The sequence below is a fragment of the Nonomuraea aurantiaca genome (genome assembly GCF_020215705.1).
GTDB classification, from domain to species: Bacteria; Actinomycetota; Actinomycetes; order Streptosporangiales; family Streptosporangiaceae; genus Nonomuraea; species Nonomuraea aurantiaca.
The window spans coordinates 121,330-138,476 of sequence record NZ_JAIWNB010000027.1; the positions used below are offsets into that span (position 1 = coordinate 121,330).

Here is a 17,147-nt window from a genome sequence, read left to right on the forward strand (position 1 = left end):
TCACGACACAGCCAGGCGTACGTACATCCCAGCGATCAGACGGACGACAGCACCGTCACGCGGCGTAGCGGTTCGCGGGATCGCCTGATCTCCTCCTTGGGAGATGTCGGCTTGATCCTGGGCAGCCCTGCGCCAAATCTGTATATCCCGGGCCCGTCGATCGGCTGATCGGACGGGCGTCCAAGGACACTGCTGGCATGAACGGGCGTGAGGCGAGTGCGGCGGCGGAGCGGGCGGAGTTCGGGGGTGCCGTGTACGGCTCGCTGCTGGCGGCTTCCGTGGTCGCCGGCTCCGCCGCGGAGGGCGGCCCGCCGTCCCCGCCGGAGCTCGTGACGCTCCTGGTGTGTACAGGGGTGGTGTTCTGGATCACCCATGTCTACGTCCAGGTCGTGAGCTCCGGCTATCCCGCCAGACCCCTCACCTGGGCGAACCTGCGCTCGGTCGCCAGGCGCGAATGGCCGCTGGCACAGGCCTCGTTCCCGCCGTCGATCGCCGCGGCCATGGCCTCTGGGCTGGGCATGTCCAACACGGTCGCGGCTTGGGCGGCGCTGTGCGTCGCGGTGGCGAGCCAGGTCATGTGGGCCGTGACGGCCGCGGTCAAGACCGGCTCTTCCAGAAGAGTCGTCGTCATCTCCGGAATCGCCAACCTCATCCTCGGCCTGGCCATCGTCGCGCTCAAGACCGTGGTCGCCGGCCATTGAGGCCATGGTAAGGAGAGCAATACCTGGAGTATGGTCTCTTGTATGGCGACCAAGAAGATAACGGTGACGATCCCCGAGGAACTCATCGACGAGATCCGCGCGGAGGCGGCAGAGCGGGGCCTGTCCGCGTACGTCGCCGAGGCGTTGCGCTTCAAGCGTGACCGGGACCGGTTGCTGGAACTGGTGAACTGGCTGGGGGAAGAATACGGCCCGGTCACCGAAGAGGAAGGTTCGGCAGTACTCGAGGAGCTTGAAGATCTCGACGCCGAGCATGAGCGCCGCCGCGCCGGCGGCAAGCGCGACGCAGGAGAGGCTGCGTGAGGAAACGAAGCGGTGAGCAGGGGAAGCAGCCGCTGCGGATCTTCGTACTCGACTGCCAGGCCTTGTCCCTGGCCGTGCGTGGCGACAGGAGGATGCTCGCCTGGCTCGACCTCGCGGCCCGGGGTCAGGCGGAGGTGGTGACCTCTCCGATGACGGTGGTCGAGGCGTATGACAGCAGGATTACCGAGCAACGCTGGGATTGGGTGCTCTCCCGGCTCAACGTCGCCGACATCGGCAAGGAGGAGGCTCGCCAGGCCCGCCGACTCCTGACCGATGCCAAGCTGCACGGGCACAAGTACGCGATCGACGCGGTGCTCGCCGTCATCGCACGACAGCAGAAGGGGCAGGTCACCGTCTTCACCTCGGACGTCGACGACCTGGAGAAGCTGGTCCCGGACTCGATCGTCGTCAAGAAGGTATGACCTTCTACGCTCCCCGGTCGGGTCATCTCGCCGTAGTGGCGGTGCGTACTTCAGCAGGCGGCCCTGGAGCTCTGGGCTGGGCATGTCCAACACGGTTGCGGCTTGTACGGCTCGCGCCACGCGGTAGCGCGAGCCGTGGGAGGGGTCAGCTCGACAGGCCGTGGGTCTTGACCCACTCGGCGGCGACCTCGTCGGGGTCCTTGTGGTCGTTGTCCACGAGCGAATCGAGCTTGCTCAGCTCCTCGGTGGTCAGCGCGGTGTTCAGCTTGGCCAGAGCGGTTTTGACCGTGTCGGTGGCCTTGTCGGTGCGGATCAGCGGGACGATGCGCTGGGCCGGGATGAGGTGCTTCGGGTCGGCCAGTACGACCCAGCCGTTCTTCGCGATGTCCACGTCGGTGCTGAAGAGGTTCGCCATATCGACGCCGCCGCTCTTCAAGGCTCCCTTGACCAGCGGTCCGCTGGCGTCAAGGGACTTGAACGCCTTGAACTCGACACCGTAGACGTCCTTGAGCCCGACCACGCCGACCTGGCGGGTCTTGACCTCCGGGGGTCCGCCGAAGGTCAGCTTGCCGTTGTGCTTGGCCAGGTCGGCGAGGGTGCTGAGGCCGTACTTGGCAGCGGTCTCCTTGGTGACGGTGAAGACGTCCGCGTCCTCGGCGACCGCCGGCGGCAGGATCGTCAGTCCCTTCGGCAGCTTGGCGGCGAGCGCCTGCTGCAGGGCGTCGGAGTCGCTCGCGGTGGCCTTGGGGTCGAAGTGCAGCAGGAGATTGCCCTGGTATTCGGGCAGCAGGTCGATGTCGCCGTTCCGCAGCGCGGGCACGACGATCTCCCGTGAGCCGAGGTTGGGCTTGACCGTCGCCTTCACGCCCGCGGCTTCGAGGACGTCGGCGTAGAGGTAGCCGAGGATCTGGTTCTCGGAGAAGTTGGCCGTACCGATCACGATCGTGGAGTCCCCGGACGCGGCGGTGGAGCCCGCGGCCGGCGGCGTGTTCAAGCTGGTCGTGCCTCCGCCGCAGGCGGCGAGCACGGGGAGTACGGCGAGCGCGAGCGCGCCCGCGACGAAGTTCCGGCGATTCATGAAGAAGGCTCCATCAAGTAAGGCGGTGGCGGAAGAGAACGCGGTGGATTCCGGCGAGGATGAGGTCCACGGCCACGGCGAGCGCCGCGACGAGGACGGCGCCGCCCATGACCTGGGTGAGGTCGCGCTGGGCGAGGCCGTCGAAGATGTACCGGCCGAGGCCGCCGAAACTGACATAGGCCGCGATGGTGGCGGTCGCGATGACCTGTACGGTCGCCAGCCGCAGCCCTGTCATGATCAGCGGGGCGGCGAGCGGGACCTCCACCCGCCACAAGGACTGAAGCCCGGTCATCCCCATGCCGCGGGCGGCGTCCTTGGTGTCCGCCTCGACCGCGGCCATGCCCGCGTAGGTGTTGGTCACGATCGACGGGATGGCCAGCGCGACCAGGGAAATGTACACGGGGGTCATGCTCAGGCCGCTGACCAGGAAGACCAGGGTGACGATGCCCACGGTCGGGAGGGCACGGCCGAAGCCCGAGAGGTTGATGGCGAGGAACGCGCCGCGCCCGGTGTGGCCGATGAACAACCCGATGGGCAGGGCGATCAGCGCGGCGACGAGGGTGGAGAGCAGGGAGTACTCCACGTGCTCGAACAGTCGCTGGGCGATGCCTTCCGAACCGGCCCACTGGCCGGCGGAGGTCAGCCAGGCGACCAGCTTGGAGAGGAGATCCATCATGCGCGCGCTCCCTTGCGGATCCAGGGGGTGCAGAGCCATTGCACAACGACGAGCACCGCGTCGGCGGCCAGCGCGAGCAGCAGCGTGAGGACCACTCCGGCGAGCACGGGGGTGGGGAAACTGCGCTGGAAGCCATCGGTGAACAGCTGGCCGATGCCGCCGTATCCGATGTAGCTGGCCACGCTGACCAGGGAGATGGTCATGACGCTGGCCACCCTGACCCCAGCCATGATCACCGGTAGGGCGAGCGGGAACTCGACTTTCACCAGCGTGCCCAGACTGCCCCTGCCCATGGCGAGGGAGGCCTCCCGGACCTTGGCGGGCACGCTGTCGAGCCCCTCGACGGTGTTGCGGAGCAGGACGACCAGGGTGTAGACGGTCAGCCCGGCGATCGCGGTCGTCCTGGTCAGTCCCGTGATCGGCAGCAGCAGGACGAACAGGGCCAGCGACGGCACCGTGAACATGATGTTGGAGATGCCGAGCAGGAGTCCGCGGAGCGGACGGACCCGGTGGGCGACCACGGCGAGCGGCAGCGCGATCAGCAGGCCGAGCAGCACAGCGGGGACCGCCGTCGCCAGGTGGTCCAGCGTGAGCGCCAGCAGGTCGTCGGTGTGCGTGGTGAGCCAGCCCCATTCGATGGTCATGCGAGGCTCCGCTGATGGGCGTGCACGACGTCGTCTCTGGAGGCCCCGACCAGCACGCCTGCCGCGTCCACCCGTACCGCCATCCCGGTGGGAGAGGAGACGGTCTCGTTGAGCGCCGAGAGCAGCGAGTCGGCATCGGTCAGGCCGCGCACCGGGGTGAGGGCCGCCTGCCCGATCGAATCGGACCCGTCGAGCGCGTGTACGTCCAGCCAGCCCGCGGGTTTGCCGTCGGGGGAGACCGCGAGCAGCCAGCGCCCCGTCGCCTCCGCCCGCGCCTGCGCGGCCGTGTCGGTGGTACGCACCGCGGCGATCGGCTCGTACGGCACATCCTGCAGTGAGATGAGAGAGAGCAGCTTCAGCCCGCGTTCCGCGCCGAGGAATCCGGCGACGAAGTCGTCGGCCGGCCGGGCGAGCAGTTCGGCGGGTGGGGCGATCTGGACCATGTGCCCGCCGGTGCGGAAGATCGCGATGCGGTCGCCGAGCCGTACGGCTTCGTCGATGTCGTGGGTGACGAAGACGATGGTCTTGCGTAGTTCGGCCTGCAGCCGGATCAGCTCGTCCTGGAGCAGGGTCCGGACCACCGGGTCGACTGCCCCGAACGGCTCGTCCATGAGCAGGACGGGCGGGTCGGCGGCCAGCGCGCGGGCGACGCCCACGCGCTGTTGCTGGCCGCCGGAGAGCTGATGGGGATAGCGTTTGCCGGACTCGGCGGCCAGGCCGACGACCTCGAGAAGCTCGGCGGCCCTGGCGCGGGCCTTGCGCCGGCCCCAGCCGAGCAGCGTCGGCACGGTGGCGATGTTGTCCAGGACCGTACGGTGCGGAAACAGGCCCGCCTGCTGGATGACGTATCCGATGCCGCGCCGCAACTGAGCCGCGGGCAACTCCCGTACGTCACGCCCGCCCAGGCTGACCGTGCCGGAGGTGGGATCGACCAGCCGGTTGATCATCCGGAGCGTGGTGGTCTTGCCGCATCCGGAGGAGCCGACGAGCACCGTGATGCCTCCTTCGAGGAACTCCACGGAGAGGTCGTCCACGGCTGTCGTGCCGTTGGCGAACCTCTTTGTGACTGACTCGAATCGGATCATAGACGCCACCCTTGCCGGTCTGCATGTATTCATGCAGACTCATGCACGAATGAAGATGTGTCAATAGTCGGTTTTGTGCAGGTGAAAGGGAGTTGAATACCGTGGCGTCTCGAATCGCAGGCGTGGCCGTCCCACAGATCGAGCTTGTCGGACATGGTCTCGACAGCGAGACGGTCGCGCTGCTGGCCGACGGTGCGGCCTGCGTGGAGGTGCCTCTGTCCGCCTACGACAAGGTCGAACGGTCGTGGCGCAGGGCGGGCGATCTCGTCGCCGCCGGGCGCGTCTACGGGCGCAGCACCGGCGTCGGCGCCAACCGCAGCCTGGATGTCGATCCCGCCGACTTCGACCTGCACGGCCTGCGCCTGCTACGCAGCCACGCGGGCGGGATAGGGGCGCTGCTGCCGGCCAGGCAGGTCCGGGCGATGATGATCGTCCGGCTCAACCAGCTCCTGGTGGGAAACGCCGGCCTCCGTCCCGAGGTGGTCCGCGGACTCGCCGCGGCGCTCAAGGCCGGAGTGCACCCGCCGGTGAACGAGTACGGCGCGGTGGGCACCGGCGATCTGGCCGCGCTGTCCCAGCTCGGCCTGGCCCTCGCCGGAGAGCACCCCTGGCACGGCGGTCCCACCCCGCCACCGCCGATCAGCCTCGAAACCGGCGACGCACTGGCCCTGATCAGTAGCAACGCCCTCACCCTGGGACAGGCGTCGCTGGCCCGCCACAGCCTGGACCGCCTGCTCAGGGCCGCCCACGTGGTGGCCGCTCTCTCCCTGCTCGCCGTCGACGGCTCGCTGGAGGCTTTCGCCGAGCCGGTGCACGCCGCGCGCCCGCATCCGGGCAACGTCCGCGTCGCCGCCGAGGTCCGCCGGCTCGTCGGCGCGCCGGATCGGCCCGCGCCACCGACCGGCCGCATCCAGGACCCGTACGCCTTCCGCTGCTTTCCGCAGATCCACGGGCCGGCCTTGGAAGCCTCCGACGCGCTGGAGCGGGTGCTGGCCATCGAGCTCAACGCGGGCGCGGAGAATCCCCTGATCAGCGCGGAAGGCCCGGACGGCGGGCCGGCGTCGTACCATCACGGGGGCTTCTTCTCGGCTCACGTGGCGCTCGCGCTGGACCAGCTGTCTCTTGCGCTCCTGCCGACGGCGCGGCTGTCCGCGGCGCGGCTGGCGGCGCTGAACGAGCCGGGCATCACGGGGCTGCGTCCCTTCCTCGCCGGTGGGGCGTCGGCCGGCTCCGGGGTGCTCATCCTCGAATACAGTGCGAACGCCGCCCTCGCCGAGCTGCGGAACGCGGCGGCTCCGGCCTCGTCCGGTCATGCCGTACTGTCGCGGAGCGTGGAGGAGGCCGCGAGCTTCGCCTCGCAGGCCGCCCGCCAGGTCATGCGGGCCGTCGAGACGTTCCGGCTGGTGCTCGGCTGCGAGCTCGTCGCCGCCGTCCGCGCCTTGCGGCAGCTCAGTGTCAAGCAGGCGACGTCCTTGCCGGTAGGTCGTGCGTACGCGCTGGTGGACGACAATCTTGATCTATCGATGGAGGACCGGCCGCTCACGGCGGACGTCTCGGCGGCTGCCGGTCTCCTCGACGCACTGGCCGATCTGTAGACCCCTGGAGAGTCATGAACACGGACGATGTCGCGCCGGAGGCCCGCTTGCTCCGGCTGTTCGAAGGGCATCGGCTGACCCCCGCCCAGCGGCGGATCGCGCACTGCCTGGTTCAGCACGCCGGGCAGGCGGCCTTCCTGTCCAGCGTGGAGATCGCCGAGCTTGCGGGGGTGAGCCAGCCGTCGGTGACCCGGTTCGCGATGACCCTCGGGTATGACGGCTACCCCGCGCTGCGCAAGCAGATCCGCGAGCTCGGCCTGCCCGACTCGGCGGGCCGGGGCGAGACGGGTGAGGGCGCGGTCCTGAGCGAGACCCAGCGGGCGGTGCGCACCGAGATCGCCAACCTGCAGCATCTGGCCGACTCGCTGTCGGACATGACGGCGATCGTCAGGGCCGCCCGGCTGCTGGCACCCTCCCGGCCGCTGCTCGTACTCGGCCTGCGCGCGGCCGCGGCGCAGGCCGCGGGCTGGGCCTACTTCGCCGCCAAGGTCCACCCCGACGTGCGCCTGCTCAACGAGGGCGGTTCGATGCTCGCCGACCGCATCGAACAGGCGGCCGACGCCGGGGCGAGCGCCCTGCTCTGCTTCGCCCTGCCCCGCCACCCCGCCGAGCTGACGGAGGCCCTGTCGGCGGCCAAGAAGGTGGGGCTGAGCGTGGTGACCATCGCCGACAACGCCTTCGTGCCCTGGGCCGACCTCTCCGACGCGCTGCTGCCCGTGCCGGTCGGCACGGAACTGGTCTTCGACACGGCATGCGCCCCCATGATGCTCGGCCGGGTCCTGCTGGAGACCATGGTCGACGAGATCCCGGGCGCGCAGGCACGCCTGGAGGCGTTCGAGCAATCGGCGGCATCGCGCGGCTTGTTCACAGGCTAGCTATTGACTGAATCTATTCATTCTCGATATAGATGCATGAATAGATGCACCGAGGGGGAGGTCAGGAACATGGACCAGATCAGCGGTCCGCGCCCGGTTCGGGCTCCGCGTGGCACGACGCTCAACACCCAAGGGTGGCAACAGGAGGCTGCCCTGCGGATGCTCATGAATAACCTCGACCCCGAGGTCGCCGAGCATCCCGACAAGCTCGTCGTGTACGGCGGCACCGGCAAGGCGGCCCGTGACTGGCGCTCCTACGACGCGATCGTCCGCACGCTCGGCACGTTGAAGGCCGACGAGACGCTGCTCGTGCAGTCGGGCCGCCCGGTCGGCGTGATGAGCACGCACGAATGGGCGCCGCGAGTCCTCATCGCCAACTCCAACCTGGTCGGCGACTGGGCCACGTGGCCGGAGTTCCGGCGGCTGGAGCAGCTCGGGCTGACCATGTACGGGCAGATGACGGCCGGCTCCTGGATCTACATCGGCACCCAGGGGATCCTCCAGGGCACCTACGAGACCTTCTCTGCCGTGGCCGCCAAGAGGTTCGGCGGCACACTGGCCGGGACCATCACCCTGACCGCCGGGCTGGGCGGCATGGGCGGCGCCCAGCCGCTGGCCGTCACCATGAACGGCGGGGTGGCCATCTGCGTCGACTGCGACCCGCGCTCCGTGGACCGGCGCATCGAACACCGCTACCTCGACGTCAAGGCTTCGTCGCTGGACGAGGCGCTGCGACTGGCCTACGAAGCGCGGGACGCGCGCCGGCCGTTGTCCATCGGCGTGGTCGCCAACGCGGCGCAAGCCGTACCGGAGCTGCTCGCGCGTGGTGCTGAGATCGACATCGTCACGGACCAGACGTCGGCTCACGACCCGCTGATGTACCTCCCGATCGGCGTGGCGTTCGAGGACATGGCCGCCGAGGCGGACAAGGACCCGGTCGGGTTCACTGAGCGTGCCCGGCACTCGATGGCCCGGCACGTGGAGGCGATGGTCGGCTTCCAGGACGCCGGGGCCGAGGTGTTCGACTACGGCAACTCGATCCGGGGTGAGGCCCAGCTGGCCGGATACACCCGCGCCTTCGACTTCCCCGGTTTTGTCCCCGCCTACATCCGGCCGCTGTTCAGCGAGGGCAAGGGGCCGTTCCGCTGGGCGGCGCTGTCGGGCGACGCCCAGGACATCGCCAAGACGGACCAGGCGATCCTGGATCTGTTCCCGGAGAACGAGTCCCTGGCCCGCTGGATCCGGCTGGCGGGGGAGCGGGTCCACTTCCAGGGCCTGCCCGCGCGCATCTGCTGGCTCGGCTACGGCGAGCGGGACAAGGCCGGCGACCGGTTCAACGACATGGTGGCCCGTGGCGAGATCTCCGCTCCGCTGGCCATCGGCCGTGACCACCTCGACTGCGGCAGCGTCGCCTCGCCGTACCGGGAGACCGAGGCCATGCTCGACGGCTCCGACGCCATCGCCGACTGGCCGCTGCTGAATGCCATGGTGAATGTGGCTTCCGGCGCGTCGTGGGTGTCCATCCACCACGGTGGGGGTGTTGGCATCGGCCGGTCCATTCACGCCGGGCAGGTCACGGTTGCCGACGGGACCGCTCTGGCCGGCGAGAAGATCCGTCGGGTGCTCACCAACGATCCGGGTATGGGGGTTATCCGGCATGTCGACGCCGGGTACGACCGGGCCAACGAGGTCGCGCAGGAGCGTGGCGTGCGGATCCCGATGCGTGAGGGCGACTCGGCGTGATCGATCAGGTCGAGGAAAATTTTCGGGGGATGTGGCGTGAGCTCCTGCCGGTCGGCCGATATGAGGCGACCGGCGGCTATCGCCGCCACGCCTGGACCACGGCCGACGGCGAATGCCGGGCCTGGTTCAGGGAGCAGGCGCTGAAGAGAGGCTTGACCTACGAGGTCGACAGGAACGGCAACCAGTGGGCCTGGTACGGCGACCCCGCGGCGGGGGACGCCATCGTCACCGGCTCCCATCTGGACTCGGTGCCTGACGGGGGAGCGTACGACGGGCCGCTTGGCGTCGTGTCGGCTTTTGCGGCCCTGGATGCGCTTCGGGAGCGGGGCACCGCCACCGGTGGCCGCCCGCTCGCGATCGTCAACTTCGGCGATGAGGAGGGTGCCAGGTTCGGCGTGGCCTGCGTTGGATCTCGGCTGATGGCGGGGGTTCTGGAGCCGGGTCATGCGCGGGCTCTCAGGGATCAGGATGGCGTGCTGCTTGGCGACGCGATGGAGCGCGCAGGGCACGACCCCTTTGCGATCGGTCGCGATGACGATCGGCTAGGGCGCATCGGCGCCTACGTCGAGCTCCACGTCGAGCAGGGCCGGAACCTGGGTGATGCGCCGGTGGGTGTCGCGTCGGCGATCTGGCCGCACGGGCGTTGGCGCTTCGATTTCCACGGAGAGGCCAATCACGCGGGCACCACCCGGCTGGAGGATCGCCGGGATCCGATGCTGGCCTATGCCGCCACGGTTCTGAACGCGCGCGAGCAGGCCAGGCTCGCCGGGGCGCTGGCCACCTTCGGGAAGATCTCCGTCGAGCCCAACGGCACCAACGCCATCGCCTCCCGGGTGACTGCCTGGCTGGACTCGCGTGCTGCTGACTCCGACACTCTCGACATGCTCGTGAAAGAGATCATTGAGCAGTCGGGGGCGGAGGTCACCCGCGAGTCGTTCACCCCGGTGGTCGAATTCGACCGGCCGCTCAGGGACCGCCTGGCCGCGCGGCTCGGCGGGGTTCCTGTTCTGCCGACCGGGGCGGGGCACGATGCGGGCATTCTCGCCTCTGCCGTTCCCACGGCCATGCTCTTCGTACGGAACCCGACCGGTGTCTCGCACTCCCCGGCGGAACACGCCGAGGAGGCCGACTGCCTCGCAGGCGTGACCGCCTTGGCCAGCGTTCTGGAGGACCTGCTGTGAACGGCCGGTTCTGGGCGAGGTATGCGTGGACTGGCGCGTTGGGGGTCGGCGCGTTGGAGTCCGGCGGGTTGGGGTCCGGCACAGCGGGGTCCGGCACGCTGGAGTCCGGGGTCCTCATCGACGTCGCGGCGGGCCGGATCGTCTCCCTTCAAGCGGACAGCGCTCCCGGCGATGCCGTAGTGCTGGACGGCCTGGTCATCCCCGGACTGGCCAATGCCCATTCGCACGCCTTCCACCGGGCGTTGCGCGGGGCCACGCAGCTCGGCGGCGGCACCTTCTGGACCTGGCGCGAGACCATGTACCGGGTCGCGGCGGCCCTCACCCCCGACGAGTACCTGGAGCTGGCGCGGGCGGTCTACGCCGAGATGGCCCTCGCGGGGATCACCTGCGTCGGCGAGTTCCACTACCTCCATCACGCTCCCGGAGGCGTCGCCTACGACGACCCGAACGCGATGGGAGAGGCGCTCATCGAGGCGGCCGCCCAGGCCGGCATCCGGATCACCCTGCTCGACACCTGCTACCTCTCATCGGGATTCGGCGCGCCACCGGACGAGACCCAGCTCAGATTCAGCGACGGCTCAGGGGAGGCATGGGCCGAGCGGGTCGGCGGGCTGAAGGAGCGCGATCACGCCCGCGTCGGCGCGGCCGTCCACTCGGTCCGAGCCGTACCCGCCGACCAGCTCGAGGTGGTCGGTGCCTGGGCGGCGCAGCGGAACGCCCCGATCCACGCGCACGTGTCCGAGCAGCCCGCCGAGAATGAGGGCTGCCTGGCGGCGTACGGCGTCACGCCTACGCGACTGCTCGCCGACCACGGGCTGCTCGGGCCGCGTACCACCGCCGTGCACGCCACCCACCTGACCTCGCAGGACATCGCGCTGCTCGGTGGCTCCGCCACCACGGTGTGCATGTGCCCCACGACCGAGCGCGACCTCGCTGACGGCATCGGACCCGCTCGTGAGGTGCAGGCCGCGGGATCGCCGCTGTCGCTCGGCAGCGACAGCCAGGCTGTCATCGACCTGTTCGAGGAGGCTCGAGCCATGGAGCTGAACGAGCGGTTGCGTACCCGCCGCCGCGGCCACTGGACGGCGGACGCGCTCCTACGGGCCGCCACCGCCGACGGCCACGCGTCCCTGGGCTGGCCGGAGGCGGGCACGCTGAAGGCTGGCGCGCTCGCCGACCTCGTCACGATCTCCCTCGACTCGGTCCGGACCGCGGGTCCGCTGCACGGTGCGGAGACCGCCATCTTCGCGGCCACCTCCGCCGACGTCAGCGACGTTGTCGCAGGTGGCCGAGTGATCGTACGGCGCGGTGTGCACCAGCTCGTTCCCGACGTCGCGGGCGCGCTGCGACAGGCTCTCGCGCGGTTGGCGGCATGATGAGAAGCATCCTGATCACTGGCATCTCCACGCTGGTCACCAACGATCCCCTGCTGGGTGAGGGCCCGCTCGGGCTCATCACGGACGCCGCCGTCGTCGTCTCCGGCGCCTCGGGCGACTCCGGCGAGGAGATCGCCTGGGTGGGGCCGGCTTCGCGGGCTCCGGCGGCGGATCGGATGTACGACGCCGGCGGCCGGGCCATGCTCCCCGGTTTCGTCGACTCCCACGCCCACCTGGTCTTCGCGGGGGACCGGACGGCCGAGTTCGACGCGCGGATGCGCGGCCTGCCCTACACCGCAGGCGGGATCCGCACGACCGTGGCGGCCACCCGCGCGGCGAGCGATGAGGAGCTGTCGGCCGGGGTAGCCCGCCTGGTGCGCGAGGCGTTGCGCCAGGGCACCACGGTCATCGAGTGCAAATCAGGTTACGGCCTCACCGTCGAGGACGAGGCCCGCCTGCTACGCATCGCCGCAGAGCACACCGACGAGGTGACCTACCTCGGCGCGCACGTCGTACCGGCCGAGCACGACCCCGATGCGTACGTGGAGCTGGTGACAGGGGCGATGCTGGACGCCTGCGCTCCCCATGCTCGATGGGTGGACGTCTTCTGCGAGCGAGGGGCGTTCGACGGCGACCAGGCGCGGGCCGTACTGGAGAGCGGCATCAAGCGCGGCCTCGTGCCTAGGATCCATGCCAACCAGCTCAGCCACGGACCAGGCGTCCAACTCGCCGTCGAACTGGACGCCGCCTCCGCCGATCACTGCACCCACCTCACCGACGCGGACGTGGACGCCCTGGCCTCCGGGACCACGGTCGCGACCCTGCTGCCGGGGGCCGAGTTCTCCACCAGAGCTCCGTACCCGGACGCCCGCCGCCTCCTGGACGCGGGCGTGACGGTGGCACTGTCGACCGACTGCAACCCTGGTTCCAGCTTCACCACCAGCATGCCGTTCTGTGTGGCCCTGGCGGTTCGGGAGATGGGCATGACGCCCGACGAGGCGGTATGGGCGGCGACGCTGGGCGGTGCGCGGGCGCTGCGGCGCGACGACGTGGGCCGGATAGTTGTGGGCGCACGCGCCGGCCTGATGCTGCTGGACGCTCCCTCCCACGTCCATCTGGCTTATCGACCCGGCGTACCGCTCATTTCCGCCGTCTGGCAGCGCGGCCGCCAAGTGGTGTCCTAACGCGTCCCGTACCTCGCCACCCGGCGCCAGCGATCTCCCTAGTTGGTTCCGGCCATGAATTCGCTGAAGAGCTTGTTCGCCGCGTCCGAGGTGAACTGCCGTTGCAGTTCTGCTCGGGCGACCTGCTTGCGGAACTCGCCCTCGTAGCCGGTGAAGCCGGCGTTGTGCATGGTGTCGTTGATCCAGGTCGCGAACGCCTGGTAGTTCCAGATGTGGGGCAGGCAGGTCTCCGAGTAGCTGTCGAGGAGGCTGGGGTCGCCTTCCTTGACCTGGCGGATGACGGCGCGGGCGAAGACCTCGGTGTCGTGGAGGGCGAGGTGGATTCCCTTTGCGCTCATCGGCGGAACGATGTGGGCAGCGTCTCCGAGCAGGTAGAGCTTGCCGTAGCTCATCGGGTCGAACACCACACTGCGCAGCGGCACGATCCGCTTGTCGAGGATCTTGCCGGTCGGCACGGGGGTCGCGAAGCGGGCCTCCAGTTCGCTCCAGATGCGCTCGTCCGGCCACTGCTCGGGCGTGTCCTCGATCGAGCACTGAAGGTAGATGCGGCTGGCGTGCGGGCCCCGGGGGATCATGCCGGCAAGGCCGAGCGAATGGATCGCCATGCCGGACGGGTTCGTCGGAACCGCGGCCAGGACGCTGAGCCAGGAGTACCTGTACTCGTGGGAGTACTCGGTCAGCGCGGAGGCGGGGATGGCGCGTCGGCTCACTCCGTGGAAGCCGTCGCAGCCGGCGACGAAGTCGCAGTCGATGACCTTTGCCGTGCCGTCGGCACCCTGGTAGCGGACGAGGGAGCGCTCGCCGGTGACATCCTCCAAGGACACGTCGGCGGCTTCGTAGCGGAGGTCTCCGCCGTCGCGCAGGAAGACATCCGTGAGATTGCGGACGAGGACCTGCTGGGGGCAGTAGAGGCTTTCGTTGTCGTCGTCGTCCATGTCGATCGGCAGCACTTCTCCGTCGATGTAGAAGCCGCCCGCACCGTGGGAGATGGGGTCGCCCTCCAGCACCTCTTGCAGTCCCCACTCGCGGAACATGCGCACCCCGAAGGTGTCAATGGTCCCGGCGCGCTGACGCTGCTCAACGTAGGCGCGTGGATGCTTTTCCAGCACGATGCAGTCGATGCCGTTGCGCAGCAGCAAGTTGCCGAGCGTCAGGCCGGCGACGCCGGCCCCGACGATGACTACGGCCGTGTTTTCGCGTGTCTCAGTCATATGTGTTCGAGTCTCCGTGCTTAGAGCGGTGGTCGAGAGCGGTGGTCGAACGCGCCGGGGCACGAACGACGGTGCCGCCCGGATGGTGCGGCGTATGAGACACCACTTTGGAGTGCACCTCGGCCTGCGACCACCGGTGATTGGACAGCAGATGCCGGAAAGCCGCCAACCTTGTGGAGCGAGAGGTCCTAAAGACGCCTCCGGGCGCTGAGGCAGTGGGCGGCTACGTTCTGTCCTTGCGCAGGTCTGCCTGATAGCGGCCGGGGGTCTGGCCGACGACCTCGGTGAAGGCGTCGATGAAGCTGGAGGGGTTGGACCAGCCGCACGCCACCGCGGTCTCGGTGACGGACATGCCATCGGTGAGGTGAGCCAGCGCGTGATGGATGCGCAAAGTGGTGCGCCAGCGATGGAAGCTCATGCCGAGTTCTGTGTGAAACAGGCGGCTCAGGGTGCGTTCGCTCGCCCCTACTGTTCGCCCCAGCTCCGTCAGAGTGGCGAGCCGGGCGGGATCCTCACGCAGGAGAGCGGTGGCGGCGCGCAGCCGGTCATCACCGGGTTCGGGCAGGTGCAGGGAGCGCTCAGCGGCGTCGGCGAGCTCATCCACGACCACGGTGAGCAGTCGCTTGTGCGCGCCGTGCCGCCTTTCCGGCTTGTCGGTCAGCGCCAGGAGCGCCTCGCGTAGGAGTGGGCTCACCGCGAAGACGCTGGGGTGGTCCACGAGCTCGCCGCACAGGTCGACCGGGACGGCGAGGACGCGGACGTCGGTCCGGCCGTAGAAGCGATGGGAGTGGGTGAATCGTGGCGGCGTCCACGTGACACGGTTGGCCGGGGCGACCCAGGTCCCGCGCTCCGTCGCGGTGGCGAGCGCACCGGCAGCCGCGTACACAAGCTGCCCTTGGGAGTGCGAGTGAGGGTCGAGCTGGTAACCGGGCGGCAACCACGCCGCTCCTTGAAGAGTCGCTTCTTCTGATTCTGAGAGCATCATCGAAGGTTGGCGGTCTTTTGCGGCATCATCCATAAGTTTACCGATGGCTCGGCGGATACGGTGAAGTCGACAGTTGCCCCATGAGCGTTGACGGTCGGGGCGCGCAGCCGAGAGAACGCTGATGATGGCTGCCCGAATACAGCGACCGCGCAGGCGGCGGATGCTGTCGCTGACCGTCCAAGCCAGCGAGCAGATCAGCCCTCACGTCATGTCCATCTCACTGGGCGGGGACGACGTCCAGTACTTGGAGCAGTCCGGGTACGACCAGTCCGGCACGTCTTCGACACGTTCATGACCGACGAACTCCCCACTCTGCTGGCGTCGGTGGCCAAGGACAACACGCAACAACCGTCCGCAGAAGGCATCCTCACCATTGAGGCAATGACCTGATCATGCACTCACTCTCGTCCATCGGCGCCGTCCGCTTCGAGAGCAGCAAGCCGTAGGTCGTTCCAGTAATATCCGCACTTCTCAGGGGGCAGGCCCTCGAACGTGTGCAGAGGATCGATTTCCAGGTCACACAATCTCTGCTCTTGCGAAAGCGCGTGGTAGACCATGGCCTTGTTCATGGCGCTCATCACATCGGATGCCTCCACAACCCAGGTGTAGGGCGCCTCTCCGTCGAATCGTTCATCACCGGCGATGGTCACCGTGAAAGGCGTCATCTCTTCTGGCTCCTTCGGTCCTTCGATGTGCCGCACCATGCCGGTGAGAGTCCAGGTGGATCAGGACCCTCGCTATGGCGAAGACGGGTCAGCGGTACGGTGCACGCTTGACAGAGGGGGCGGGACTCGACCTTCAAGCCCGCGAGGCGGATTGCGCCCCTGAGCACGAATTCCTGATTGGTCCCGATCAAGGACCCGCACTTCGTTTCCGCAGACGCGGCGGACGAGCCCAGGGAAGCGTCCGCCGCGCTGCTCTCACCGGGCCTCGCCTTGGAGGATCTGATCGAAGGTACGTTTGGCGACTGCGGTCGACGTCCACGCGGTTTCGCGGACGGTGCCCTTCTCTCGGTCCGTACGGCGGACAAAGCCCTGGCCGGCGGCGGCGCACAGTTCGTACGTCACCCGGCGACACTCGCAGGTGTGTGAGACCACGCGGATACGCTGAGCCCGCTGGGTCGGCTCGTACCAGGTCAGCTTGACATGACCGGACTGGGGCGATGCGACGTGCGGACCATGGAAGTCGGGGATGTCATCCCGCCATGTCACCAAGTCCGCCCCTCGAAGATCTCGACGAGGTTCTTGAGCGCGATGTCGACGCGAGCCATGACGAGTTCGCGGATGTGATCGCCGCCTGGAGGCAGTCGGTAGCCGTGCTTCTCGAGTACGGCTTGGATCTCGGCTGTCAGGCGGGACCTGAATCGTAGGTCTGTGATTGGGTTACCCATGGGTCGGACCTCCGCTGTCCGATCAAGGGCCCGTCTTGGCGTTTGGGTCGCGAGGACGGGCCCGACTCCCTTGAAGGTTTGCAGTGCCCAGGCTAAAGCAAACGTCTGCAAACGTCTGCCCCTGATCGCGAATGTGGGCGAGTGATGGGCCACGGATGCGGACATTTACGGTCTATGTTCATGACGATCGACCATGAGGGGCCGGTACCGCTCTATCGCCAGCTCGCCGACCTGCTGCGGACACAGATCGCGGACGGCACACTCCCGCCCAACCGGCCGATCCCGACCGAGCAGAGGTTGATGCACGAGCACGAAGTGGGCCGCGACACCGTCAGAAAGGCCATCGGCATCTTGCGCGAAGAGGGCTTCGTCATCGCGATCCAGGGCCGCGGAACCTTCGTTGCGCCCCATGAGAGCTGATCTGAGCAGCCCTGATGCCCCCAGGCGAGGGACTTCAAGCACCTGAATGTCGCCCGTGGCTCCGGGATGAAGGCCCAGAGGTACGTAGGGCCGTTCGAGTTGGACACTGAAGAGCCATGCGCGGAGCGAGTGCTGTCGACGACGGGTGAAAACTGACCCCGTGGCGACGGGTGAAAACTGACCCCCTTCAGTCACTCTGGAGGGTGATCAAGGTGGAAGACTGGGCGGAGATCCGCCGGTTGCACCGGGCCGAGCAGATG

Annotated in this window: 18 protein-coding genes; 10 read left to right on the plus strand and 8 right to left on the minus strand. The window is 68.6% G+C overall.

Annotated features, from left to right (window positions below):
- The first annotated feature begins 197 nt into the window (after positions 1–197).
- Genes LDL49_RS43890 through LDL49_RS43900 form a run of 3 tightly spaced genes read left to right on the plus strand, consistent with a single transcriptional unit; the run spans position 198 to position 1,444 of the window.
- The gene (locus tag LDL49_RS43890; RefSeq protein ID WP_225300856.1) at positions 198–701 is read left to right on the plus strand and encodes a hypothetical protein; all 504 of its coding nucleotides are present in this window, start codon (positions 198–200) and stop codon (positions 699–701) included.
- Between the two features lie 42 nt (positions 702–743).
- A complete protein-coding gene (locus LDL49_RS43895; protein WP_225300857.1) occupies positions 744–1,022 on the plus strand; it encodes a ribbon-helix-helix domain-containing protein in 279 nt (92 codons plus the stop codon).
- Positions 1,019–1,444, plus strand: coding sequence for a PIN domain-containing protein (locus LDL49_RS43900; protein ID WP_225300858.1), 426 nt, complete (start codon positions 1,019–1,021; stop codon positions 1,442–1,444). The genes LDL49_RS43895 and LDL49_RS43900 overlap by 4 nt, the downstream gene beginning before the upstream one ends.
- Positions 1,445–1,589: 145 nt before the next feature.
- Here the strand turns inward: LDL49_RS43900 and LDL49_RS43905 are convergent, their stop codons facing one another.
- The 4 genes from LDL49_RS43905 to LDL49_RS43920 are packed head-to-tail and all read right to left on the minus strand — an operon-like array spanning position 1,590 to position 4,927.
- Positions 1,590–2,522, minus strand: a complete 933-nt coding sequence (locus LDL49_RS43905) for an ABC transporter substrate-binding protein (RefSeq protein ID WP_225300859.1) — start codon at positions 2,520–2,522, stop codon at positions 1,590–1,592.
- Positions 2,523–2,535: 13 nt separating this feature from the next.
- Entirely contained in the window at positions 2,536–3,198 is a 663-nt protein-coding gene (locus tag LDL49_RS43910; protein ID WP_308016264.1) for an ABC transporter permease, read from the minus strand.
- Positions 3,195–3,842, minus strand: a complete 648-nt coding sequence (locus LDL49_RS43915; RefSeq protein ID WP_225300860.1) for an ABC transporter permease — start codon at positions 3,840–3,842, stop codon at positions 3,195–3,197. The genes LDL49_RS43910 and LDL49_RS43915 overlap by 4 nt, the downstream gene beginning before the upstream one ends.
- On the minus strand, positions 3,839–4,927 hold the full coding sequence (locus LDL49_RS43920) for an ABC transporter ATP-binding protein (RefSeq protein WP_225300861.1): 1,089 nt from the start codon (positions 4,925–4,927) through the stop codon (positions 3,839–3,841). Before LDL49_RS43920 ends, LDL49_RS43915 begins: the two co-directional genes overlap by 4 nt.
- A 101-nt stretch (positions 4,928–5,028) precedes the next feature.
- Between LDL49_RS43920 and LDL49_RS43925 the strand changes: the two genes are divergently transcribed.
- The 6 genes from LDL49_RS43925 to hutI all read left to right on the plus strand — a co-directional run bounded on the left by LDL49_RS43925 (position 5,029) and on the right by hutI (position 12,881).
- A complete protein-coding gene (locus tag LDL49_RS43925) occupies positions 5,029–6,522 on the plus strand; it encodes an aromatic amino acid ammonia-lyase (protein WP_225300862.1) in 1,494 nt (497 codons plus the stop codon).
- A 14-nt stretch (positions 6,523–6,536) separates the two neighbouring features.
- On the plus strand, positions 6,537–7,397 hold the full coding sequence (locus LDL49_RS43930) for a MurR/RpiR family transcriptional regulator (protein WP_225300863.1): 861 nt from the start codon (positions 6,537–6,539) through the stop codon (positions 7,395–7,397).
- A 69-nt stretch (positions 7,398–7,466) separates the two neighbouring features.
- Entirely contained in the window at positions 7,467–9,140 is a 1,674-nt protein-coding gene (gene hutU / locus LDL49_RS43935; protein ID WP_225300864.1) for a urocanate hydratase, read from the plus strand.
- A 29-nt stretch (positions 9,141–9,169) separates the two neighbouring features.
- Complete coding sequence (locus LDL49_RS43940; protein WP_225300877.1) at positions 9,170–10,321, plus strand: allantoate amidohydrolase; 1,152 nt, start codon at positions 9,170–9,172, stop codon at positions 10,319–10,321.
- Positions 10,318–11,697 carry a formimidoylglutamate deiminase gene (locus LDL49_RS43945; RefSeq protein ID WP_308016265.1) on the plus strand — a complete coding sequence of 460 codons (1,380 nt, stop codon included), beginning with the start codon at positions 10,318–10,320 and terminating at the stop codon, positions 11,695–11,697. The genes LDL49_RS43940 and LDL49_RS43945 overlap by 4 nt, the downstream gene beginning before the upstream one ends.
- The gene (hutI, locus tag LDL49_RS43950; protein ID WP_225300865.1) at positions 11,694–12,881 is read left to right on the plus strand and encodes an imidazolonepropionase; all 1,188 of its coding nucleotides are present in this window, start codon (positions 11,694–11,696) and stop codon (positions 12,879–12,881) included. The genes LDL49_RS43945 and hutI overlap by 4 nt, the downstream gene beginning before the upstream one ends.
- 38 nt (positions 12,882–12,919) lie before the next feature.
- On the opposite strand, the gene LDL49_RS43955 is transcribed toward hutI, so the two are convergent.
- From LDL49_RS43955 to LDL49_RS43970, 4 genes are all read right to left on the minus strand, one after another.
- The gene (locus tag LDL49_RS43955; protein WP_225300866.1) at positions 12,920–14,092 is read right to left on the minus strand and encodes a 4-hydroxybenzoate 3-monooxygenase; all 1,173 of its coding nucleotides are present in this window, start codon (positions 14,090–14,092) and stop codon (positions 12,920–12,922) included.
- A gap of 223 nt (positions 14,093–14,315) precedes the next feature.
- On the minus strand, positions 14,316–15,029 hold the full coding sequence (locus tag LDL49_RS43960) for an AraC family transcriptional regulator (protein ID WP_225300867.1): 714 nt from the start codon (positions 15,027–15,029) through the stop codon (positions 14,316–14,318).
- Between the two features lie 446 nt (positions 15,030–15,475).
- Positions 15,476–15,781, minus strand: a complete 306-nt coding sequence (locus LDL49_RS43965; protein ID WP_225300868.1) for a hypothetical protein — start codon at positions 15,779–15,781, stop codon at positions 15,476–15,478.
- Between the two features lie 503 nt (positions 15,782–16,284).
- Positions 16,285–16,467 (minus strand): hypothetical protein, encoded by a 183-nt coding sequence (locus LDL49_RS43970; protein ID WP_225290038.1) that lies wholly within the window; start codon positions 16,465–16,467, stop codon positions 16,285–16,287.
- Between the two features lie 180 nt (positions 16,468–16,647).
- Between LDL49_RS43970 and LDL49_RS43975 the strand changes: the two genes are divergently transcribed.
- A complete protein-coding gene (locus LDL49_RS43975; RefSeq protein ID WP_225300869.1) occupies positions 16,648–16,887 on the plus strand; it encodes a GntR family transcriptional regulator in 240 nt (79 codons plus the stop codon).
- The last annotated feature ends 260 nt before the right edge of the window (positions 16,888–17,147 follow it).

Coding starts and splice junctions, on each gene's coding strand:
- LDL49_RS43905 (WP_225300859.1), bottom strand. CDS start 2,522: ATGAATCGCCGGAACTTCGTCGCGGGCGCGCTCGCGCTCGCCGTACTC.
- LDL49_RS43930 (WP_225300863.1), top strand. CDS start 6,537: ATGAACACGGACGATGTCGCGCCGGAGGCCCGCTTGCTCCGGCTGTTC.
- LDL49_RS43940 (WP_225300877.1), top strand. CDS start 9,170: ATGTGGCGTGAGCTCCTGCCGGTCGGCCGATATGAGGCGACCGGCGGC.
- LDL49_RS43970 (WP_225290038.1), bottom strand. CDS start 16,467: ATGGGTAACCCAATCACAGACCTACGATTCAGGTCCCGCCTGACAGCC.
- LDL49_RS43955 (WP_225300866.1), bottom strand. CDS start 14,092: ATGACTGAGACACGCGAAAACACGGCCGTAGTCATCGTCGGGGCCGGC.
- hutI (WP_225300865.1), top strand. CDS start 11,694: ATGATGAGAAGCATCCTGATCACTGGCATCTCCACGCTGGTCACCAAC.
- LDL49_RS43910 (WP_308016264.1), bottom strand. CDS start 3,198: ATGATGGATCTCCTCTCCAAGCTGGTCGCCTGGCTGACCTCCGCCGGC.
- hutU (WP_225300864.1), top strand. CDS start 7,467: ATGGACCAGATCAGCGGTCCGCGCCCGGTTCGGGCTCCGCGTGGCACG.
- LDL49_RS43965 (WP_225300868.1), bottom strand. CDS start 15,781: ATGGTGCGGCACATCGAAGGACCGAAGGAGCCAGAAGAGATGACGCCT.
- LDL49_RS43895 (WP_225300857.1), top strand. CDS start 744: ATGGCGACCAAGAAGATAACGGTGACGATCCCCGAGGAACTCATCGAC.
- LDL49_RS43920 (WP_225300861.1), bottom strand. CDS start 4,927: ATGATCCGATTCGAGTCAGTCACAAAGAGGTTCGCCAACGGCACGACA.
- LDL49_RS43975 (WP_225300869.1), top strand. CDS start 16,648: ATGACGATCGACCATGAGGGGCCGGTACCGCTCTATCGCCAGCTCGCC.
- LDL49_RS43915 (WP_225300860.1), bottom strand. CDS start 3,842: ATGACCATCGAATGGGGCTGGCTCACCACGCACACCGACGACCTGCTG.
- LDL49_RS43890 (WP_225300856.1), top strand. CDS start 198: ATGAACGGGCGTGAGGCGAGTGCGGCGGCGGAGCGGGCGGAGTTCGGG.